General features: G+C 63.7%; 15 protein-coding genes and 1 riboswitch. Of the genes, 13 read left to right on the forward strand and 2 right to left on the reverse strand.

The window, feature by feature from the left end; all coding sequences use genetic code 11:
- Positions 1–27: 27 nt before the first annotated feature.
- The gene (locus B384_RS0105120) at positions 28–1,182 is read right to left on the reverse strand and encodes a DUF418 domain-containing protein (protein WP_162148010.1); all 1,155 of its coding nucleotides are present in this window, start codon (positions 1,180–1,182) and stop codon (positions 28–30) included.
- Between the two features lie 495 nt (positions 1,183–1,677).
- Between B384_RS0105120 and B384_RS0105125 the strand changes: the two genes are divergently transcribed.
- The 4 genes from B384_RS0105125 to B384_RS0105140 all read left to right on the forward strand — a co-directional run bounded on the left by B384_RS0105125 (position 1,678) and on the right by B384_RS0105140 (position 6,111).
- Positions 1,678–1,989: a hypothetical protein gene (locus tag B384_RS0105125; RefSeq protein ID WP_019482065.1), complete on the forward strand. Its 312-nt coding sequence runs from the start codon at positions 1,678–1,680 to the stop codon at positions 1,987–1,989.
- 271 nt (positions 1,990–2,260) lie between these two features.
- Positions 2,261–3,508, forward strand: a complete 1,248-nt coding sequence (gene mshA, locus B384_RS0105130; RefSeq protein ID WP_024475647.1) for a D-inositol-3-phosphate glycosyltransferase — start codon at positions 2,261–2,263, stop codon at positions 3,506–3,508.
- A gap of 48 nt (positions 3,509–3,556) precedes the next feature.
- Positions 3,557–4,321, forward strand: coding sequence for a phosphatase (locus tag B384_RS0105135; RefSeq protein ID WP_019482067.1), 765 nt, complete (start codon positions 3,557–3,559; stop codon positions 4,319–4,321).
- Positions 4,322–4,419: 98 nt separating this feature from the next.
- Positions 4,420–6,111 carry a formate--tetrahydrofolate ligase gene (locus B384_RS0105140; RefSeq protein ID WP_019482068.1) on the forward strand — a complete coding sequence of 564 codons (1,692 nt, stop codon included), beginning with the start codon at positions 4,420–4,422 and terminating at the stop codon, positions 6,109–6,111.
- Positions 6,112–6,269: 158 nt separating this feature from the next.
- On the opposite strand, the gene B384_RS0105145 is transcribed toward B384_RS0105140, so the two are convergent.
- Entirely contained in the window at positions 6,270–7,355 is a 1,086-nt protein-coding gene (locus B384_RS0105145) for an inositol-3-phosphate synthase (protein WP_024475646.1), read from the reverse strand.
- A gap of 177 nt (positions 7,356–7,532) precedes the next feature.
- Between B384_RS0105145 and B384_RS0105150 the strand changes: the two genes are divergently transcribed.
- From B384_RS0105150 to B384_RS0105190, 9 genes are all read left to right on the forward strand, one after another.
- Positions 7,533–8,978: a glycosyltransferase family 87 protein gene (locus B384_RS0105150; RefSeq protein WP_019482070.1), complete on the forward strand. Its 1,446-nt coding sequence runs from the start codon at positions 7,533–7,535 to the stop codon at positions 8,976–8,978.
- Positions 8,975–10,063 (forward strand): lipid II:glycine glycyltransferase FemX, encoded by a 1,089-nt coding sequence (locus tag B384_RS0105155; RefSeq protein WP_019482071.1) that lies wholly within the window; start codon positions 8,975–8,977, stop codon positions 10,061–10,063. Before B384_RS0105150 ends, B384_RS0105155 begins: the two co-directional genes overlap by 4 nt.
- Positions 10,056–11,522 (forward strand): phytoene desaturase family protein, encoded by a 1,467-nt coding sequence (locus B384_RS0105160; RefSeq protein WP_019482072.1) that lies wholly within the window; start codon positions 10,056–10,058, stop codon positions 11,520–11,522. Before B384_RS0105155 ends, B384_RS0105160 begins: the two co-directional genes overlap by 8 nt.
- Positions 11,523–11,611: 89 nt before the next feature.
- Positions 11,612–11,791 (forward strand): CsbD family protein, encoded by a 180-nt coding sequence (locus B384_RS0105165; RefSeq protein WP_019482073.1) that lies wholly within the window; start codon positions 11,612–11,614, stop codon positions 11,789–11,791.
- Between the two features lie 165 nt (positions 11,792–11,956).
- Positions 11,957–12,059: riboswitch (glycine riboswitch) on the forward strand.
- Positions 12,060–12,218: 159 nt separating this feature from the next.
- Positions 12,219–15,056, forward strand: coding sequence for an aminomethyl-transferring glycine dehydrogenase (gcvP, locus tag B384_RS0105170; protein ID WP_019482074.1), 2,838 nt, complete (start codon positions 12,219–12,221; stop codon positions 15,054–15,056).
- Positions 15,057–15,120: 64 nt separating this feature from the next.
- Positions 15,121–16,227: a glycine cleavage system aminomethyltransferase GcvT gene (gene gcvT, locus B384_RS0105175; protein WP_019482075.1), complete on the forward strand. Its 1,107-nt coding sequence runs from the start codon at positions 15,121–15,123 to the stop codon at positions 16,225–16,227.
- Positions 16,228–16,262: 35 nt separating this feature from the next.
- Positions 16,263–16,646 carry a glycine cleavage system protein GcvH gene (gcvH, locus tag B384_RS0105180; protein WP_019482076.1) on the forward strand — a complete coding sequence of 128 codons (384 nt, stop codon included), beginning with the start codon at positions 16,263–16,265 and terminating at the stop codon, positions 16,644–16,646.
- Positions 16,643–17,971 carry a serine hydroxymethyltransferase gene (gene glyA / locus B384_RS0105185; protein ID WP_019482077.1) on the forward strand — a complete coding sequence of 443 codons (1,329 nt, stop codon included), beginning with the start codon at positions 16,643–16,645 and terminating at the stop codon, positions 17,969–17,971. Before gcvH ends, glyA begins: the two co-directional genes overlap by 4 nt.
- A gap of 8 nt (positions 17,972–17,979) precedes the next feature.
- Positions 17,980–19,353: an L-serine ammonia-lyase gene (locus B384_RS0105190; protein ID WP_019482078.1), complete on the forward strand. Its 1,374-nt coding sequence runs from the start codon at positions 17,980–17,982 to the stop codon at positions 19,351–19,353.
- Positions 19,354–19,356 lie beyond the last annotated feature (3 nt).

The following is a 19,356-nucleotide window of genomic DNA, read 5'->3' on the forward strand; positions in this document are numbered from 1 at the left end:
ACTCAAGCCGTCCGGTGGGTGAACCTGTCAGGCTGGAGGGTGCCGTTCCTGCGGCGAATAGGTAACGCGTCTCAGCAGCGCCTCCATTGGGCCGATGCCAAACCGCGATAACCAAAGTCGGCTCAGCACCACCTGGGCACCAAACAGGACGACGACGACCATCATCACCCAGGCGGGCGGCAAGACATTGGTCAGCCCCAGCCCAACACCGGTGAACACGATCACGAGCACCAGCGACTGGCCCAGATAGTTGGTCAACGCCATTCGTCCCGCCGGAGCCAGCGCGCCCAGGACGTTTTGTCCTGGCGGGGAACGAAAAGCCAACAACAACAAACACACGTACCCGGCCGTCTGGAGGGGCGCGGTCAACGTGGTGATGCCGGTCGATACAAGAGAAAAGCGGTCGTGGTCGGCGTAATACAGCAAGGCGGACTGGGCCCCAGCGGCGAGCAGCCCAATCGGCAGACAGACGATGGCAATCCGGCGCAGCGTTGAACTGCTCAGGGGTCGCTCAAGTATCCCTTTCCGGGCGGCGGCGAGACCCAGAAGGAACATCGCCAGGGACAGGGGCCCCTGGAAAAGCATCACTGAGGGAAGGGCGATGAGATAGTTTTCCACATTCGCTGCCAGGGCTGATCCCGGACTTTCCGTGAGGGCCGCAACGCTCGGGGCGGGGATCACGCCGTCGTCGACTGGATTGTTGACAGTAGCGACGAAGGCTCCCACCAGGGTCAACAGCAGTGACATGCCCACGGTAATACCGGCCGCGATCAGGACGGACATCCGCGCTCGGATGGTCCGCAAACTGAACAGCACCACCCCCATCACTGCATAGGTCAACAGGATGTCGCCGAAAAACAGCAGGAAGCCATGAGCCAGCCCGAGCATCGCGAGCCCCGCCAAACGGCGCAGCATGCGAGGCCCCAATGGCACTCCCGCCCGGGCGGCGGCCCGCTCCTGCAGGGCGAAGCCGTACCCGAAGAGAAACGCGAACAGTATGTAGAACTTGCCTTCAAACAGCATCGTCACGAGGAACCGGACTGCAATGTCCGCCGGCGACGAATGGTCGGGGCTGATGTCTCCGGCGAACGCCCAGGGGTCGGCGAAGAACCAGATATTCACTGTCAGTATGCCGAAAAGCGCGAAGGCACGCAGACCGTCGAGCTCTCGGAGCCTATCCACGACTGCCCCCATCTCACTGGTCAGGACCTGCAGTCGCAGGATGCTGTCAGCCTAGCCCGGGACGCGCCCACCGGGCTGAAGACGGGGCTGGCTCCCTGAAAGTTCCGGGGTGGGCAAAACATTTGAGAATTGTCAGTCAAAAGCCTAGGCGATCACCGTCCCGTGCGGTACTTTTGATTTGTGCCATTGGGAGTTCTCAATCGAGTGATCGCTTGATGAATTTCGGCACTGTCTCTATTGGCGCACTAGATGAAAGGGAGGTGGGAACTGTGAATACAAAGCTACGCCGATCGTTTACCGCGTACACCAGTCCGGCCTCCGTTGCTGCGCATTAGCTAGCTGCTGATTCGGTCGCCCTCCCACCTGGCGGGAGGCGACCCATTTTCGGTATCCCTTTTGATGCTCAGGCGGTTTCCGCCGCCCTGCTGCGTGCGCTGTTTGCCCGCCCTCCTCGATTGAGGATTCCCTTTGCACCATCAAATTCAGGAGACCCCTGTGTCCACTTTGCTGACCAGTTCCACTTCCCCTGCCGTCTCACCAGTTACCCCCGGCAACCCCATCCGGGCGCATGGCGAATTCATCATGGCTGGCAATTTCACCGCCACCGGGGATCCGGAAACTGGTATACCCGATTCGCCAATCACAGTCATGCCCAACTATGCCTCTCGAGAGGAGGTGCAAATCATGTTGAAGAAGCTCAGGGACAGTGTGTCCCTGTGGAAACGAATACCCGAGCCACCCCCGCCTGTCGCGAGGGACACGGTTGACCGTCTTGTCCTGCCGCAGCACACCATGTACGTCAAGTAGCTGGTTCATCCACGCTGCGAATGGCCCGGTTCTGACCTTGTTGACCACCCGCGAAGGAGGATCTGATGCAAGTCATTAGTCCCACCAATCGAGAAGCCCGCGCTTCCCAGCGCGGGCTTCCGCCTTTAACGCGCGCGAATATTCGGCACTCTGCAGCATGACACGGAATGTGCAGCCTGCACGGCACGTTATATGGTCAGTAGCGGCGGCAAAACGTCAGACAATTCAAGCGCTCGACAAGTTCGAGAGCAATCAGGGGAGAGGAGATCTTATGCCTCCGGTAAAGCGTGTGGCGATGCTCTCCCTGCACACCTCCCCGCTGGATCAGCCGGGGGCTGGCGACGCCGGTGGAATGAATGTTTATGTGCGTTCCCTGGCCCTGGAATTGGCTCGTGTCGGAATTGACGTCGAAATCTTCACCCGTGCAGCCTCCGAAGGGCAACCGCACTCCGAGGAATTCGCGCCGGGGGTCATCGTCAGACACCTTCGGGCGGGACCGCAGCGTAAGGTTCCCAAGGAACAACTGCCGGGCCTGTCCGAATCGTTCACCGATGCTATCGCCGAGGTGACCGACCTCCTGGCGGATGGCCACTTCGACGTCATCCACTCCCACTACTGGGTTTCCGGAAGTGTCGGTCTTACCGTCGGGGCCAGTCTCAACCTTCCCCTGGTGCACTCGATGCACACCATGGCACGCGTCAAGAACATTCGCCTGCACGCTGGTGGTACACCGGAGCCGGATGTCCGGGTTGCCGGGGAACAGGCAATTGTCGATGGCGCCTCCCGCCTGATCGCCAACACTTCCACCGAGGCAGCCGAGCTGGAATCCCTGTACGGTGCTGCACCCGAAAGAGTGGACATCGTGGCGCCCGGCGTTGATCTTGAGACGTTCAACCCCGAGTCACGCACCGAATCCCGGGCATCCCTCAATTTCGCGCCTGACGCTTTTCACGTGGTATTCGCGGGACGAATCCAGAAACTGAAGGGACCGCAGGTGCTGGTCGCGGCCGCCGCCGACCTCGCGGCACGTCGCCCGGACATCCCGTTGCAGCTCAGCATTCTGGGCTCGGGCAGCGGCGCGGAGGCACTGCGGTTGCAGCCCCTCATTGACGACGTCGGGCTCCAGGACAGGGTGAGACTCTACCCGCCAGTCCAGGCGAACCAGCTGGCCCATTGGTTCCGAGCGGCGGACCTCGTGGCGATGCCCTCCTTCACTGAATCATTCGGGCTGGTGGCGCTCGAGGCGCAGGCGTGCGGCACCCCGGTGCTAGCCGCCAATGTGGGAGGCCTGCCGCAGGCCATCAGCGACGGCCGGACCGGCACCCTGGTCAACGGTCACACCCCTGAGCTGTGGTCAGCTGCACTTGAAACCATGTACGACGACGCCGCGACCCGCGCGTCACTTGGCAGGGGCGCCGCTATTCACGCCCTTGCTTTCGGGTGGCAGCGTACCGCGCTCCTGACAGCGCAAAGCTACCGCACCGCCGTCGAGCGGTTCGAAGAAGCCGCAGCGCGCTGATAGTCCCGGCGGCGTTCGCCCGCAAACGAGTTCACCTAGGATGGTTCTGTGAACTCCACCGAACTTGCTGCCTACCTTGACTCTGTCCAAATCACTGGAGCGGTAGCCACCCCGCGTGAAGACAATCTGCGGCACATGCAGCTATTCCTCGAGGGCAGCGAACACCTCGAGTTTGGTGTCCGCACCACCCGCCCATGGAACTTCGATGAGGTTTTCGACCTGATGAGTGACCGGGTAGGGATCAGCCCGAACCGTAACCACGTGACGGGGCAGGACACCATCGACTCGGCCCGGTGCGTGGCCGCGCTGGACCGGTTTGGGTCCGTTTTCGGAGCCGCTGTGGCGGCCAGGCATCGCATCCTCTTCGCAACCGGGCACCCTGCAGGCCTGCTCCCGGTGCATGCGGCCCTGGCCGCTGCGGCCCGCCGGGCCGGGGCAACGGTGGTCGAGGTACCCGAGGGGCAACAGTTCAGGCAGGGTGACATCCGGCAACTTTTCGGGGTCCTGGTCTGGCATCAGCACGGCGGGCTGGCGCACACTCACTCGCCGGAACCAATGCAGCTTAGCCTCGAACTGCTCGCGGAACTCGGCGAGCCAACCCCTGACCTGGTGGTGGCCGACCACGGCTGGGCTGGGTTCGCCGCCAGCGCAGGAATCCCAGCGGTGGGGTTCGCCGACTGCAACGACCCGGGATTGTTCGTCTCCGAGGCAGAGGGGCAACTCAAGGTAGCGGTTCCCCTTGACGACAACGTGTCCCCAGGGCTCTACGAACCCATGATCGCCTACCTGTTGCGGCGGTCCGGGCTCAGCTGAATCGCGGATGCCGCTGGTAGATTTGACGCTGTGCCCAGACCCGCGGCACCTTATGGGACTCACTCCCGACGCGCCACAAGCCCAGAGGACTGTTGACAATGAAGTCTTTGCCCACCCCAACGAGCGACCTGGAAGTCGCCCGTAACGCAGCCATCCAACCCATAGACGACATTGCTGCCAAAGCTGGCATACCGGCCGCAGCACTCGAACACTACGGTCGGTACAAGGCCAAGATCGATACGGCAAAGCTGCTTCCAAACCCCGGGAAGCCCGCCGGCAAAGTGGTTCTGGTGACCGCAATGAGCCCCACGCCCGCCGGTGAAGGAAAGTCGACCTGCACGGTTGGCCTGGCGGACTCTTTGGCACGAAGCGGACGTAATGTCATGATCGCTTTGCGGGAACCATCCCTCGGGCCGATCCTGGGCATGAAGGGCGGCGCCACCGGGGGCGGCTATTCGCAGGTCCTACCGATGGAGGACATCAACCTGCACTTCACTGGTGACTTCCACGCGGTCACCAGCGCCAACAACGCATTGATGGCGCTGGTGGACAACCATATTTACCAGGGCAACCAGCTGAACATCGACCCGCGACGGATCACCTTCAAGCGGGTCCTGGACATGAATGACAGGGCCCTGCGCGAGGTGGTGATTGGATTGGGTGGGCCAACACAGGGCACCCCCCGACAGGACGGCTTCGACATCACGGTTGCGTCAGAGATTATGGCGGTGTTCTGTCTCGCCTCGGATCTGCAGGACCTCAAGCACCGGCTGGCGAAAATCACGTTCGGTTACACCTTCGACCGTAAACCAGTGACGGTGGGGGATCTGGGCGTGGAGGGCGCGTTGACCCTGCTCCTGCGGGATGCGATTAAACCGAACCTCGTCCAGAGCATTGCCGGTACGCCCGCCCTCGTCCACGGTGGCCCGTTCGCCAACATCGCACACGGCTGCAACTCGGTCATCGCCACGAGCACTGCCCGCCAACTTGCCGACATCGTGGTCACTGAGGCTGGGTTTGGAGCCGATCTGGGTGCCGAGAAGTTCATGGACATCAAGGCGCGGTACGCGGACGTGGCGCCGGCCGCCGTCGTCATCGTCGCCACCATCCGTGCCCTGAAGATGCACGGCGGTGTGGCCAAGACCGATCTGCGGAAGCCTGATCCGGCCGCACTGGAGTCGGGGGTCGCCAACCTGCGCCGCCATGTCCACAACGTGGAGAAGTTCGGTATTACCCCGGTGGTGGCAATCAACCGGTTCGCAACCGACCCCGAAGAAGAGTTGGACTGGCTACTCGAGTGGTGCGCTGCTGAAGGAATCGAAGCCGCTGTGGCTGATGTCTGGGGACAGGGCGGCGGTGGATCCGGCGGGGACGAACTCGCGGCGAAGGTGCTGACCGCTTTGGCAGGGCCGCAGAGCTTCCGTCACCTGTACCCGCTTGAGCTTTCGGTGGAGGAAAAAATCAGGACCATCGTGCAGGAAATCTATGGGGCTGACGGCGTCGACTTCTCAGTGCCGGCGCTGCGGAGGCTGGCAGAGATCGAAGCCAACGGTTGGGGTGGGCTGCCGGTCTGCATGGCGAAGACCCAGTACTCCTTCTCCGATGATCCTGCGATGCTCGGAGCCCCGAAGGGATTCACGGTGCACGTCCGCGATCTGATCACCAAGACCGGTGCCGGATTCATTGTGGCGCTGACCGGCACGGTCATGACGATGCCGGGGCTGCCGAAGGAACCGGCCGCGATGCGCATGGACGTCGACGACGACGGCGGCGCGGTCGGCCTGTTCTAGGTCACGGGCCCTCGCGGCGCCCATCTTGTGGTGTGCCCTGGCGGCGCGCAGCCACCGGACGCCCGTGGGCGCGGTGGGCATGGGGCGGAAAATTACCACCCCACAGGTCCACCGCGCCCACGCAGGCGGTCGAAGGCTGCGGTAGCTAGACCCGCAGGCTAGCGGTCAAGCTCTCCACGGATGAAGGCTTCAACCTTCTCGTGGGCGATATCGTCGGCGTACTGTTCCGGTGGCGACTTCATGAAGTAGCTCGACGCCGAAAGCAGTGGACCACCAATCCCGCGATCGAGGGCGATCTTCGCCGCACGGATGGCGTCGATGATCACACCGGCAGAGTTCGGCGAATCCCATACCTCGAGCTTGTACTCCAGGGAGACGGGCGCGTCGCCAAAGTTGCGTCCTTCGAGACGGACGAACGCCCATTTGCGGTCATCCAGCCAGGCTACGTAGTCGGACGGACCGATGTGGACGTTCCGCTCGCCCAGATCAGCCTGCACATTGGACGTGACAGCCTGTGTCTTGGAAACTTTCTTGGACTCCAACCGGTCGCGTTCCAGCATGTTCTTGAAGTCCATGTTGCCGCCGACATTGAGCTGGTACGTGCGGTCCAGGGTGACGCCCCGGTCCTCGAAGAGCTTTGCCATCACACGGTGGGTGATCGTTGCACCGATCTGGCTCTTGATGTCGTCGCCAACGATGGGAACACCGGCGGCAGTGAACTTGTCAGCCCACTCCTTGGTGCCGGCAATGAAGACGGGCAGCGCGTTGACAAAGGCCACCTTCGCGTCGATGGCGCACTGTGCGTAGAACCGTGCCGCGTCTTCGGACCCGACGGGCAGGTAGCAAACCATGACGTCGACCTTGTTGGCCTTGAGCTCGGCGACGATGTCGACTGGCTCCGCGTCGGATTCCACGATGGTCTCGCGGTAGTACTTGCCCAGACCATCGAGGGTGTGGCCCCGCTGTACCTTGATGCCGGTCGTCGGTACATCGGCGATCTTGATGGTGTTGTTCTCGCTGGCACCGATGGCGTCGGCGAGGTCCAGCCCCACCTTCTTGCCATCGACGTCGAATGCGGCAACGAACTCAACGTCATTGACGTGGTACTTACCGAATTCGACGTGCATCAGGCCTGGTATCGACGCCGTAGCGTCCGCATCCTGGTAATAACGTACGCCCTGCACCAGTGACGCCGCGCAGTTGCCGACACCAACGATTGCCACCCTAATGGGGTTAGTTCCCACTGTTCTCCTCTTGAATCACTTCTTATGCCGACCCGCCGGATTTCTCCCGTAACAGATCGAACAGCTAATCCAGTCTACTTCTTATTCCTAACACCCGATCTTCCCGAAGCATTCCAGCATCCTGATAGATAGGCCAAATTCGCTGTGAATGACGTACTTGATCGGTAGGCTTCAGGCATGGGAACCGGTCAGTCCCGGCGGCGGCCGGTGCGCATCTCGGCGCCGTCGCGTGCCGATGCACTGTTGCGGGAATTCACTGAACTGATCGGTGGCCCGCTGGGCCGGAAGACCAGCCCGGGCACGATTGATCCCGGGACATTCACGGTGGAACGCGTGCTGATCCTGCTGACGACGACGGCGGCGGTGCTTGCCGCTCTGATTAGGAACCCCTGCCGGGTCGAGGGATGGTTGGGCCCGGACCGCTATTACATGGCCTGCCATTCGCAGTGGCCCGACGCCTTTGCGGATCTCGGTGATGGGGCATCCTTCCTGCAGCTGGGTCACTCCGCGCTGACGGGAGCCTTTGCGGGAGTGACCGCTCACCTCGTTCCCGCAGGAAGCACGTTGAGGTATTACGACCTGCATTCGGTGCTGGCGGTTGCAGCGTGGCTGGTCACCGTCTACGCGACCGTGCGAATGACCAACCGGCGGCCGTGGGATGCGGCGATGGTCGCCGTCGCACCAATGATTGTGTTGACCGGGTTCCTCGGCTGGGATCTCTGGGCGGTGATGTTTACCGCGCTGGGAATGTTGGGTTTTGCGCGTGGGAGCTTCGTCCTGGCCGGAATCTTCCTCGGTCTCGGCACGGCCGCTGCAGGCTACCCGTTGCTGATCTTCGCCGCAGTCTCACTGCTGGCGTGGCGCACCCGCCTCTTCAGGGGCGCTGCACTGACGGGAATCGTGCTGGCTGCAACCTGGTTGGCGGCCAATCTTCCCTTTGCTTTGTACGACCCGCGGGGGTGGACAACCCACGTCGCGGAGGCGTTGACCGCGGAGGCCGGACCTTCATCAGTCTGGTTTGCCTACAATTCGATGATCGCCCGTGTGGGTGGCTGGGAAATGAGTGCTGCCACAACCACGGTGCTGGCGGCCGTGGCGTTCACCCTCCTCGGGGTCGGTATCGCTGCGCTTGCGCTGATGGCGCCCCGGCGGCCACGACTGGCCCAGCTGGCGCTGCTCCTGGTGGGAGCGCTGATTCTGACCGGCAAGGAATACTCGCCCCAGTACGCGCTCTGGCTGGTACCACTGGTGGCGCTTGCCTATCCGAAGTGGCGGACCTTTCTGACCTGGCAACTCTTTGAAGCGGCCCACTGGTGGGCTCTGATGATGTACCTCGCGCGGGAGGCCAGCGGCGGCGACCAGCAGAACAACATTGATTTGCCGTACTACCTACTGGCCGTCATCGGACATATGCTGGCAACGGCATATATTATGTACCGCGTGATTGAGGGCATTATCGACCCCCGTCAGGATCCCGTACGGCGCCTCGACATTGACGATCCCCAGGGTGGCCCTTTCGATCACGCACCTGACCATCGGCGATCCGGCCGTCGCCACGTCGCATCAATCGGCACTCGGGTACGCTTGAGCCGACCCGCCCCTGAACCGAAAGATCATCCGTGACCGCAGTTGCCCTTCGCTTTGAGAAACTCAGCACGGAAGGCTTCGAAGCCCTGTCGTCGGCCCACCCGGCAGTGCTGATCCCGCTCGAACAGACCCCCCAGTGGGCGGCATTCGAATCCAGCCGCGGGCGCACTCCCTATGGCATCTGGGCCTACTACGACGGCGTCACCCTGGTCGCCGTCGCCAGCTACCTCTGGAGCAGCAGGCGGTTCAGGAAGTCGCTGGTCGCGGTGAATGGGCCAGTCTGGTTCACCGAGCGCACATCTGACACCGAAGCACGCCTGCTGCAGACCGTCAGGGCGCAGTTCGGGGCGGACCCGGCCGTCAAGCCCCTCTATGTTCGGCTCCAGGTCCAGCATCTGCAGGATCCGGCGACCGGACCAATCGAGCATGGCTGGTACGAGCGGGAGATCGTCGTTGACCTCACCCCCAGCGAAGCCGAAATCTACAAGGCGTTCAAACCAAATGCACGCAACAGCATCCGTCGGGCTGAACGGGCCAGCGTCGAGATCCGCAGCATCGAGCGAGCCGACTGGTCGGCTGTCTTCAGCTCCGAACTGTTCCCCATCTTGGAAGAGACCGCCGCCCGCGATGGCTTCACCAGTTTCGAGTCAGCCTATTACGAGCAACTCCTGGAGCAACTCGGTGATCATCTCCGCCTCATGGTCGCCTACCTCGACGGTCAGGCGATCAGCTGGCTCATCACCACCGAGTACCGTGGCTATTCGGTGTACTACTTCGCGGCGAGTACCCAGGCGGCCCGGAAGTTATTCGCCCCCTATCTCCTCCTGTGGCACGCTTTCAAGGAGCTCAAAGCGGCAGGCAATCGTAGCTGTGGGTTGACTGGCATCGTCAGCGAGAACTACCCACAGCTCAGCAACGTAACCACCTTTAAACGGAACTTCTCCAAGAACATCGTCGAGGTTCCGACCACCTACGATGTGCCCCTGGACCCGCTTCGCTACCGCGCGGTTGCCCTAGCGCTCAAGGCGCGGCGCACGTTGCCGTTAGCCGTACGATCGCTCACCGCATCAGCCAAGACCCGCACCGGGTCCCTGTTGCGACGGCGGCCCAGCGATGACTGACGCAGCAGTAGTCGGGTCGGGCCCCAACGGGCTTGCTGCAGCAGTTGTCCTTGCCCGCGCGGGCCTCAGCGTCACGGTTTACGAGGCAGCGACGACGATTGGCGGCGGAGCCCGCACCGGTGAACTTGAGCCGGGCCACCTGCACGATCTCTGTTCGGCCGTGCATCCAATGGCTCTTGCCTCCCCGTTCTTCTCCCAATTCGAACTGCAGCGGCGAATCGACTTCGCTGTGCCGGATATTTCCTACGCTCACCCACTCGACGGCGGTCGGGCCGGGGTTGCGTTCCGCGACCTTGCGCGTACCACCGACGGGCTGGGGCGCGACGGCCCCGCCTACCGCAGGCTCATGGAGCCCCTCGTACGGAACATCGAAGGCACCCTCGATGTAGCGCTGAATCACCTGCTGCGGGTGCCACGCCACCCCATTGCGGCGGTGCGGTTTGGCCTGGCCGCCCTCGATCAAGGGACACCGCTCTGGAACCGGCGGTTCAGCACTGACGCAGCCGCAGCACTGTTCACCGGAGTCGCGGCCCACCCGGTGGGCACCCTGCCGTCCCTCCCCGCTGCCGGAGCCGGACTGACTCTGGGCGCGCTGGCACATGCCGGCGGCTGGCCAATCCCACTGGGTGGGTCCCAGTCAATCGCCAACGCCATGGCCGATGACATTCGGGCGCACGGCGGGAACATTGTTGCCGACCACGCAGTGCAGTCCCTGTCCGAACTGAGGGGCGTTCCGCTGGTCCTGCTGGATGTTGCCCCGCCCGGGCTGCTCGAGCTAGCGGACGGCAGGCTTCCCCGCAGCTACGAACGAGCCCTCGAACGATTCCGGTTCGGTGATGGCGCCTGCAAGGTGGAATACATCCTGTCCGGTCCAGTGCCGTGGAGCAACGAGGATGTTGCACACGCCGGAACCGTTCATCTGGGCGGTACCCGCGACGAAATTGTCGCCTCCGAAGCCCAGGTGGCCGCCGGTAAACACGCCGATAACCCGTACGTTCTGCTCTCCCAGCCGTCGCTGTTTGACCCGTCCCGTGCCCCCAAGGGCCGACATGTCCTGTGGACCTACTGCCACGTCCCCAGTGGTTCCACCCATGACATGGCCGATGCCATTACCGCGCAGATCGAACGCTTCGCACCGGGCTTCCGCGACGTCGTCGTCAGTTCGTTCACGACGACGGCGGCCGAGCTGGCTACGTCAAACGCCAACTATGTGGGGGGCGACTTCGGGGGAGGAGCAGTGACCCTTTCGCAGATGCTGGCGCGGCCGGTGTTGTCTCCCGCTCCCTGGCGGACGCCGCTGGATGGTGTGTTCCTGTGTTCGGCGTCGACACCGCCCGGGCCGGGAGTCCACGGAATGGGCGGCTACCATGCGGCACGGCTGGCCCTGAAGCAGGTGTTCGGGCTGGCGGTTCCGCCGCTCGGCGTGGGTCTCCAAGCGGATCGGCGAACTTTACCGTGAGGATTCTCGGAGCGGCACGTCCTACTCCTGTAGGTACTTTGTGAGAGCTGACCTATCGAGCTATCACCTACCAAGAGAGAAGGATGTCCATGAGCTTCATTGATAAGGCGAAAAACAAGGCCGAAGAACTTACCGGCAAGGCAAAGGAAGCCGTCGGTGATGCCACTGACAACCAGGACCTGTCGCGTGACGGCCAGGTCGATCAGGGGTCGGCCCACACCAAGCAGGCCGGTGAAAACATCAAGGACGTCTTTAAGGGTGACAAGTAGCCTCTTTGGCGCCTAGAACCGTCGGTGGGGTCAATCAGGACATAGGGGGTCAAGATTTCCACCCCCAATCTCCAGATTGACCACCGATTCACCTGACCGGAGTTTTTGGCACTCCTGTCCGAGGCCTAGTAAGCTAGATCACGATTCTCATAATTTCATAGCCCTTGATCTGCAGCGGGAGAGTACTTCCGTAGACACACACTCCGGCAGGCGCCGTAGGAGCAAATCCTCCCCAGGAATCTCTCAGGCCCAGTACCGCTGCGGCTAGGCAACTCTGGAAAGCAGGCGGACGGATCCACGTCCACCTCACCGACGGTGCAAGCAGGCGTGTAGTTCTGCGGAATCTCTCAGGTCCCATACAGAGCGGGGAGGAACTCACCATAATCCGGGCAGACGCCGACGCCCGGACCTCATCAAGGGAGTTCCCATGACCGCTCAGCCCCTCACCGAATCAACCTTCGCCGATCGCCATATCGGCCCACGCTCCACCGACGCCGCCCAGATGCTCAGCCTGCTCGGCTACCCCAGTCTCGACAAACTGGTGGAGGTTGCGGTCCCCGCCAATATCCGCTCGGCCGAGCCGCTGAACCTCCCAGCCGCGCTGAGTGAGTCCCAGGTTCTGGCGCAGCTGCGCGACATCGCCGGTCAGAACACGACTGCCGTCCAGATGATCGGCCAGGGCTACTTCGACACCGTGACGCCACCGGTCATCCGCCGGAACGTCCTCGAGGCCCCCGCCTGGTACACCGCGTACACCCCGTACCAGCCGGAGATTTCCCAGGGCCGGTTGGAAGCCCTGCTGAACTTCCAGACCATGGTGCAGGACCTCACCGCCCTGCCCATCGCCAACGCTTCACTCCTCGACGAAGCCTCAGCCGTCGCTGAAGCTGCGCTCCTGATGCGCCGGTCCGGCAAAAACAAGGGCAAGACGGTGCTCGACGCCGACTGCCTGCCGCAGACGATCGCCGTCGTCCGCGGCCGCGCCGAAGCACTCGGCTTCGAGGTGGAGGTGGCGGATCTCAGCCAGGGACTGCCCGACGGTGATATCAACGGCGTCATCCTGCAGCAGCCCGGCGCCTCGGGTGCCCTCCGTGACCACCGGTCAGTGATCGCCGCAGCGCACGACGGCGGCGCCCTCGTCACCGTGGCGGCCGACCTGCTGGCGCTGACCCTGATCACACCTCCGGGCGAGCAGGACGCCGACATCGCCGTCGGGTCGGCCCAGCGATTCGGTGTACCCCTCTTCTTCGGCGGCCCCCACGCCGCGTACATGGCGGTCCGTAAGGGCCTTGAGCGGATGCTTCCCGGGCGGCTGGTCGGGGTGTCGAAGGACGCCGACGGCGCACCCGCCTACCGCCTCGCGCTGCAGACCCGTGAGCAGCACATCAGGCGGGAGAAGGCGACGTCGAACATCTGTACCGCTCAGGCGCTGCTGGCTATCGTCGCCAGCATGTACGCGGTCTATCACGGCCCCGATGGACTGAAGGCGATTGCCGCGCGCGTGCACTCACACGCCGCCCGGTTGGCTGCGACGCTCGCCGATACCGTCACAGTTGTCCACGCCGACTTCTTCGACACCATCCTGATCAACGTCCCTGGCAGGGCCAAGGAGTTCCAGGTCAAAGCCGAGGCTGCGGGCATCAACCTTCGCCTGGTAGACGAGGATCACCTCGGCGTCTCCTGCGACGAGACCACCACCGACGAGCACCTCGCAACCCTTGCGGGCGTGTTCGGCGTCGAACAACTTGCCGAGATCCACGGGCACGCCGGGGTCCCAGCCGACCTGGTCCGCACCTCGACCTATCTGACGCACCCGGTCTTCTCCAGCCACCGCTCGGAAACCCAGCTACTGCGGTACCTGCGCCGCCTCTCCGACAAGGACCTGGCGCTGGACCGCACCATGATTCCACTGGGTTCATGCACCATGAAGCTCAACGCCACAGTGGAGATGGAGCCGATCTCCTGGCCTGAATTCGCCACCATCCACCCGTTCGCCCCCGCGCACCAGACCGAAGGCTGGCGGTGGCTGATCGAGGATCTTGAGGACAAGCTCGCCGAAATCACCGGCTACGCCAAGGTGTCCATCCAACCCAACGCCGGCTCGCAGGGCGAACTGGCGGGGCTGCTTGCCATCCGTGGCTACCACCTCTCGCGCGGGGACCAGGATCGCAACGTTTGCCTGATCCCTTCCTCCGCCCACGGCACCAACGCGGCCTCGGCAGTGCTGTCCGGGATGAAGGTTGTGGTGGTCAAGACAGCCAACAACGGCAATATCGACCACGACGACCTCAAGGCGAAGATCGCCCAGCACGCCGAGCAGCTCTCGGCCATCATGATCACCTACCCCTCCACGCACGGTGTGTTTGAGGAAGACGTCAGGTGGGTCTGCTCGCAGGTGCACGACGCCGGCGGCCAGGTCTACATCGACGGCGCCAACCTCAACGCCCTGGTGGGCCTCGCGAAGCCCGGTGAGTTCGGCGGCGACGTGTCGCACCTGAACCTGCACAAGACCTTCTGCATCCCCCACGGTGGCGGCGGACCGGGCGTGGGCCCGGTGGCTGTTGCCGAGCACCTGGCACCGTTCCTGCCCGGCGACGCCGCAGCACCCGAGAGCGGGGATGCGGGGGTTCCGATCTCCGCCTCACGGTACGGTTCCGCCGGGGTGCTGCCGATTTCCTGGGCCTATGTGGCTCTGATGGGAGCCGAGGGCCTCACCTCAGCGACCGGGCATGCGCTGCTGGCCGCCAACTATGTTGCGGCTCGCCTGACTGAACACTTCCCCGTGCTTTACTCGGGCGAGAAGGGTCTGGTCGCGCACGAATGCATCCTGGACCTGCGGCCCCTGACCGCTGCCACCGGAGTGACCGCCGAAGACGTCGCCAAGCGGCTCATCGACTACGGATTCCACGCTCCGACCCTGAGCTTCCCCGTGGCCGGAACCCTGATGGTCGAGCCCACGGAGTCCGAGGACATTGGCGAACTGGACCGGTTCATCGACGCCATGATCGCGATCAAGGGTGAGATCGACCAGGTGCAGGCGGGCAAGTACTCGCTGGAGCAGAGCCCGCTCCGGCAGGCACCGCATACGGCATTCGCCCTGATCAGCGACACCTGGGACCAGGCGTACCCCCGGGAGTTGGCCGCGTACCCGGTCCGCGCGCTGAAGCACAACAAGTACTTCCCGCCGGTCCGACGCATTGACGGCGCGCACGGCGACCGCAATCTGGTGTGCTCCTGCCCGCCCATCGAGGACTTCGAAGACTGAAGCTAGTCCCCGCGCAGCCGCCGGCTGTCCGGGTTGACCCACACGCTCGATTGGAAGGATCACCATGACCAAGCAGACAGCCCTGTACGCCGAACATGAATTGCTCGGAGCCAGTTTCACCGACTTCGGTGGCTGGCAGATGCCCCTGAAGTACCGCAGCGAGCTCGAGGAACACCACACGGTCCGGCGCGCCGCAGGACTTTTCGACCTCTCCCACATGGGCGAAATCTGGGTCTCGGGAGCACAGGCCGCCGAGTTCCTGAACTATGCGCTGGTGGGCAACTTCGCCGCCATCGCCGTCGGCAAAGCCAAGTACTCGCTGATCTGCACCGAGGATGGTGGCGTGATCGATGACCTGATCGTCTACCGTCGGGCAGACGACCGGTACCTCGTGGTTCCCAACGCCAGCAACGCCGACACGGTCGCTGCCGCCCTGCAGGAACGGGCCGCCACCTTCGATGTGACAGTGGAGGACGTTTCCGAGAGCACGGCACTGATTGCCGTTCAGGGTCCCGCAGCCGAAGCAATCCTGCTGGAGATCGCCGCTACTGGGTCACGTCAACTGATCACTGACCTGTTGTATTACGCGGCCGTCGAGGTGGAGCTGGCGGGTCTGCAGGTCCTCCTGGCCCGCACCGGATACACCGGCGAAGACGGCTTCGAACTATTCATCGGCAACCCCGAGGCAGTACAGCTGTGGAAAGCGGTCGCCGCGGCCGGAGCCCAGCATCAGCTGGCACCCTGCGGTCTCGCCTCACGGGATTCGCTACGCCTGGAAGCGGGCATGCCGCTCTACGGCAACGAGCTCGGCCTGGACACCAACCCGTTCGAAGCAGGACTCGGCGGAGTGGTCAGCCTCAAAAAGACCGAGGACTTCGTCGGGAGGTCGGTGCTGGAGCCTCTTAAAGAAGCCACGCTGGAACGGAAACTGGTCGGTCTGCAGGGCGCCGGACGCCGGTCGGCCCGCGCCGGGTACGACGTCGTCGTCGACGGCTCGGTCGTGGGGACCGTGACGTCGGGCCTGCCCAGCCCCACCCTTGGCTACCCTGTGGCGATGGCTTATGTGAAGACCGAACTGGCCGAGCCGGGCACCGAGGTACAGGTTGATCTCCGAGGGAAGCCAGAACCGTTCACGGTGGTTGCCACGCCGTTCTACCGCCGCCAAAAATAGCCAGACTTTACATACCCTGAAAGGTATATACCCACGTGAGCATCATTAAATCAGGTCTCCGCTACTCAGCCGAGCACGAATGGATCCACACCCCAGCAGACGGCGCGGCCACCGTCGGCGTGTCAGCCATCGCCGCCGACGCGCTCGGCGACGTTGTCTATGTCAGCCTCCCCGAGGTGGGCGACACGGTGACCGCTGGCGAAAGTTGCGGCGAAGTTGAGTCGACCAAATCCGTCTCCGACCTTTACGCTCCCGTGACGGGAGAGGTCACCGAGATCAACCAGGACGCCGTCGACAACCCGGGCATTCTGAACGAGGATCCCTACGGAGCTGGCTGGTTGTTCAAGGTCACCGTCGCCAGCGAGGGCCCCCTGCTGTCCGCCGAGGAATACGCCACGAAGAACGGGATAGACGCATGAGCACCCTGACCGAGCTGGACACCATTGGCCACCTGAACGCGAATCTCGCCGATCTGGATCCGGAGGTGGCGCGCAGCATCGACGCTGAGCTCACCCGGCAGCGCAACGGACTGGAGATGATCGCCTCCGAAAACCACACCTCGGTCGCGGTGATGCAGGCGCAGGGCTCGGTGCTGACCAACAAGTACGCCGAGGGCTACCCGGGCCGTCGCTATTACGGTGGCTGCGAGCACGTCGACGTGCTCGAGCAGCTTGCCATCGACCGGGCAAAGGCCCTCTTCGGCGCGGCATTCGCCAACGTCCAGCCCCACTCCGGAGCACAGGCGAATGCCGCCGTCATGCACGCCCTGATCAAGCCCGGCGACACCATCATGGGCCTGAACCTGGCCCACGGCGGCCACCTGACCCACGGCATGCGGATCAATTTCTCCGGCCGGCTCTACAACGTGGTCCCGTACCAGGTGCGGGCCGATGACTACCGGGTGGACATGGACGACGTCGAACGCCTGGCCCGCGAGCACAAGCCGCAGCTCATTGTGGCCGGCTGGTCCGCCTACGCACGGCAGCTCGACTTTGAACGGTTCAGGAGCATCGCCGACGAGGTGGGCGCCTACCTCATGGTCGACATGGCGCATTTCGCCGGTCTGGTCGCGGCGGGACTCCACCCCAGCCCCGTGCAGCACGCCCACGTCACCACCTCGACCACGCACAAGACCCTCGCTGGCCCGCGCGGTGGAATCATCCTCAGCAACGATGCTGATATTGCGAAGAAGATCAACTCAGCGGTCTTCCCGGGACAGCAGGGCGGACCCCTCGAGCATGTCATCGCGGGTAAGGCCGTCGCCTTCAAGATCGCGGCATCAGCCGAGTTCAAGGAACGCCAGCAGCGCATCCTGGACGGCGCCCGGATCCTTGCCGACCGGCTCACTCAGCCGGACGTCGCCGCGCACGGCATCTCAGTGGTCAGCGGAGGTACCGACGTACACCTGGTGCTCGTGGACCTGCGTGACTGCGAGCTCGACGGCCAGCAGGCCGAAGACCGGTTGGCGCAGATCGACATCACCGTGAACCGCAATGCGGTGCCCTTCGATCCCCGCCCACCCATGGTCACGTCGGGGCTGCGCATCGGCACGCCAGCACTCGCGAGCCGCGGATTTGAGGCCGCAGCGTTCACCGAGGTGGCCAACATCATTGCTGAGGCCCTCATCGCTCCCGCCGATGCCGACCTCACGTCACTCACCCAGCGGGTTCAGGCGCTGGCCGCCCAACACCCGCTGTATGCCGACGTCGTGCCTTTCGGTGCGGGCACTCAGAATCACAGCTAAGGAACCCCATGCCTATTAGCGCCTTTGACTTGTTCAAAATTGGAATCGGCCCCTCCAGCTCCCACACCGGGGGGCCGATGACGGCTGCATTCCTTTACACGGAGCTGGTGGAGCAGCGGGGTATGGTGGATGCGGTGCAGCGGGTCGAGGTGGAACTGTTCGGGTCGCTGGGGGTAACCGGTCACGGGCACGGCACCGTCAAGGCGGTAATCCTGGGCCTGGAGGGTGAGCAGCCGCAACTGGTTGACCCCATCACGGCCGGTCCACGCGTGGATGAGGTGGGTGAGACCCGCCGGCTGCGGTTCGCTGGGCGGCGTGAGATTGACTTCGATCCGGAAGTCGACCTGATCATGCATCGCCGGAAGCGGCTGGACTTCCACACCAATGGCATGCGGTTCCACGCCTACGGAGCCGATGGGTCGGAACTGCTGGTCCGGGACTACTTCTCGGTGGGCGGCGGGTTTGTGCTGGACGAGGACCAGATCGGCGCGGACCCCGCCGCCGAGGCGACCGCCCCGGTGCAGCACCCCTTTGATACCGGCGAACAGCTCCTTGAGGTCTGCGCCGCGACCGGCAAATCGTTCTCCGAGATCGTGATGGCCAACGAGTTGTCCTGGCGCACCGAAGCCGAGGTGCGTGCCGGCCTGCTCGAAATCTGGGACGTCATGCAGGACACCATCCGCCGCGGATCCACCACCGACGGAATCCTGCCCGGCGGGTTGAACGTCCGACGTCGGGCAGCCACCCAGCTCAGGCTGCAGCAAAAAGCCGAGGATCCCAACGACAAGTTGAGCACCATGGAGTGGGTCACGCTCTTTGCACTCGCCGTCAATGAGGAAAACGCGGCTGGTGGCCGTGTGGTCACGGCACCGACCAACGGTGCCGCGGGGATCATCCCTGCGGTCCTGAAATATTATGTGGACTTCGTTCCGGGAGCCAACGACGACGGCGTCGTCCGGTTCCTGCTCGCGGCGACAGCCGTTGGTGCCCTGTTCAAGCGGAACGCCTCCATTTCCGGTGCCGAGGTCGGCTGTCAGGGCGAAGTGGGGTCGGCTTGCGCGATGGCTGCCGGCGCACTGGCTGAGGCGCTCGGCGGGACCCCTGAGCAGGTGGAGAACGCTGCCGAGATTGGCATCGAACACAACCTGGGCCTGACCTGCGACCCGGTGGGCGGTCTGGTGCAGATCCCGTGCATTGAACGCAATGCGGTCGGCGCCATGAAGGCCATCACTGCGGCCCGGATGGCGGTCCGGGGCGATGGCAAGCACCACGTTTCGCTCGACGTCGCGATCAAGACGATGCGGGACACCGGCGCCGACATGATGGACAAGTACAAGGAAACAGCCCGCGGGGGCCTGGCGCTGAACGTGGTGGAGTGCTGAACC

The sequence above is a fragment of the Arthrobacter sp. TB 23 genome, assembly GCF_000294595.1.
Classification (GTDB): Bacteria; Actinomycetota; Actinomycetes; order Actinomycetales; family Micrococcaceae; genus Arthrobacter_D.

What these genes read in the sequence shown, in the direction of transcription:
- B384_RS0105140 (WP_019482068.1), top strand. Translation starts at nt 4,420, where the DNA reads ATGAAGTCTTTGCCCACCCCAACGAGCGACCTGGAAGTCGCCCGTAAC.
- glyA (WP_019482077.1), top strand. Translation starts at nt 16,643, where the DNA reads ATGAGCACCCTGACCGAGCTGGACACCATTGGCCACCTGAACGCGAAT.
- gcvP (WP_019482074.1), top strand. Translation starts at nt 12,219, where the DNA reads ATGACCGCTCAGCCCCTCACCGAATCAACCTTCGCCGATCGCCATATC.
- B384_RS0105165 (WP_019482073.1), top strand. Translation starts at nt 11,612, where the DNA reads ATGAGCTTCATTGATAAGGCGAAAAACAAGGCCGAAGAACTTACCGGC.
- B384_RS0105190 (WP_019482078.1), top strand. Translation starts at nt 17,980, where the DNA reads ATGCCTATTAGCGCCTTTGACTTGTTCAAAATTGGAATCGGCCCCTCC.
- gcvT (WP_019482075.1), top strand. Translation starts at nt 15,121, where the DNA reads ATGACCAAGCAGACAGCCCTGTACGCCGAACATGAATTGCTCGGAGCC.
- B384_RS0105160 (WP_019482072.1), top strand. Translation starts at nt 10,056, where the DNA reads ATGACTGACGCAGCAGTAGTCGGGTCGGGCCCCAACGGGCTTGCTGCA.
- B384_RS0105150 (WP_019482070.1), top strand. Translation starts at nt 7,533, where the DNA reads ATGGGAACCGGTCAGTCCCGGCGGCGGCCGGTGCGCATCTCGGCGCCG.
- mshA (WP_024475647.1), top strand. Translation starts at nt 2,261, where the DNA reads ATGCCTCCGGTAAAGCGTGTGGCGATGCTCTCCCTGCACACCTCCCCG.